We start from the raw sequence: 1,365 nt of genomic DNA on the forward strand, positions 1-1,365 counted from the left end.
CGGTTTTCGCCTGGCCTGAACTTCGTCTCAAGATTTTTCGTACAGAGCCTAAGTGCACATGACTATTAGTTTTCCTGGTGTAGTTAAAATTGTGAAGCAGATGATTGGGTGTCAATAACCCATGTGAGGCGACGGGGCTGTATTCCACCGCTTAGTAGAATCACTCTTGAGTATTATTTAGTACCTAATTGCAACTGACCTTGCCTCTGATGACCGGCACGTCGGGTGCGAGGTAAGAGCGGATAAGTTTCGCGACTGCGTCTTTTTGCCCCTTCTCGCAGTAAATACTGCAATTCGAAAGCATCTCCCAACCTTCTTTGATAGATCTATATTCCAAGGCCACAGCCTCTCTGTCTTTGGCGATGGTCAACTGTGTGACTCGCGTCCAATCGAATACGAGGTGATTGTATTCCCTGTATGGCTCCTGAAATCTTTGTGAGTTAAGCTGCATCAACGCCATAATTCCCATGCCGCCTGGCCCCAAGATGGCGACGAACGAAAGCCCAGGCGTAGTAGCTGCGATGAAAATAATGGCTACTGAAACGAAAATTGTTATGCCGGCCAATAGTTTTGGGTTGATTCTGAAGTTATTCTTCCATTCGCAGTATTCCATTCTGGAAGCCGTAATTCTACAAGTGACATTGATTCGCTGGTAGTTTGCGGCTGCAGGCAAGTATAGCGTTATAAAAAAAATCAAGAAGGACCAAAATGCCCGCCACGGCTGACTTGTTTCTTTGAGCGTATAATATAAAATTAGTGAGGCAGTCAAGCTGATCATTGCGTACAAAAAAAACGCAATGTTGGCGATATGTATATTGTAGTTCCTGGCTCTAATCGTCCACATGCAAACCTCAGGGTCAGCAAGAAACTTCCATTGAAGAATATTTGGTAATTCTGGCGGCTGAAAAATTTTAAGCACGTGTATCTCCATTATTTGACTTGAGGAATAGCTATTGCGATGGTTCGGGTGCTGTTAAAATCTATTCCGAGCTCGCTGGGCTGACTATTATCGACTCGCTTTTCTTCTCGGTCCGCCTCACTCGAAAATTCATCAAGCGTCAGGCGAAATGCATACACATGCCCAGTCATTTTCGAGTTAAACGCGTGTGCGTAGCTAATATTTATTTCAAGGATCGGGTTATCTACTGATGTCTCCACCCGACCCTGCCAAAGTCGATATTGGTCTTTTTTTTATAAAAAAATCTGCCGGGTTGGGTGTTTCTTAAGACTGTCAGGTAATTTTCCGAACAGCTTTGGGTTCACCCATTTTCCATTCAGGTATTGATCGTAGAGGCTACTGATCGCTGAGTGCATGTCCTCGTCATTAAGAATTAATCTTTTTCTGGTTAAAGCTGGCTGCAGCAC

The 1,365-nt window shown here is 44.3% G+C and carries 1 protein-coding gene; it reads right to left on the reverse strand.

Going from position 1 to position 1,365, the window contains the following annotated elements:
• Positions 1 to 184 precede the first annotated feature (184 nt).
• Entirely contained in the window at positions 185 to 919 is a 735-nt protein-coding gene (locus SJI00_RS22300) for a hypothetical protein (protein WP_322463846.1), read from the reverse strand.
• Between the last annotated feature and the right edge of the window lie 446 nt (positions 920 to 1,365).

The organism is Pseudomonas gebzensis, assembly GCF_034427815.1.
GTDB lineage: Bacteria > Pseudomonadota > Gammaproteobacteria > Pseudomonadales > Pseudomonadaceae > Aquipseudomonas.